1 protein-coding gene is annotated in these 607 nt (G+C 50.4%); it reads left to right on the forward strand.

Going from position 1 to position 607, the window contains the following annotated elements:
• On the forward strand, positions 1-560 hold a 560-nt coding region (locus tag F0L46_RS27725), incomplete at its 5' end, for a hypothetical protein (RefSeq protein WP_149822407.1).
• Positions 561-607 lie beyond the last annotated feature (47 nt).

Raw genomic sequence — 607 nt, forward strand, 5'->3', positions numbered from 1 at the left:
AGATGAACTGCATGGAGTACGCCTATCAACTTTGGCTCCAGGGCTCCAAGGACATCGTCCGTGATTGTTTCCCAGTTGAGTTCAGACTTATCTTCGCCGAAAACGCGATTAAGCTTATGTACAAGCGCGACGGTCTCGCTTTGACGCTGAGCAATGATGTTCAAGGCGACGATGGCAGACCTGCCTACGGCGACGGCAAGGACAAGACAAGCCCGAGAGTCAGCTGGAAGTTAATCGCTCTGTGGGAGAACAACAAGGTCTACTTCAAGATCTTGAACACTGAACGTAACCAATACTTGGTATTGGGAGTCGGCACTAACTGGAACGGCGACCACATGGCCTTCGGAGTCAACAGCGTCGATAGTTTCAGAGCCCAGTGGTACCTGCAGCCCGCTAAGTACGACAATGACGTCTTGTTCTACATCTACAACCGTGAATACAGCAAGGCTTTGACACTGTCGAGGACGGTTGAGCCCTCGGGTCACCGCATGGCCTGGGGATACAACGGCAGAGTAATCGGAAGTCCCGAACATTACGCTTGGGGTATAAAGGCTTTCTAAGTTATAATATAAAGTTTCGACCACGAACCAATAAGAATGAGCAGCAC

This window comes from Salinarimonas soli, from assembly GCF_008386575.1.
Classification (GTDB): Bacteria; Pseudomonadota; Alphaproteobacteria; order Rhizobiales; family Beijerinckiaceae; genus Salinarimonas_A; species Salinarimonas_A soli.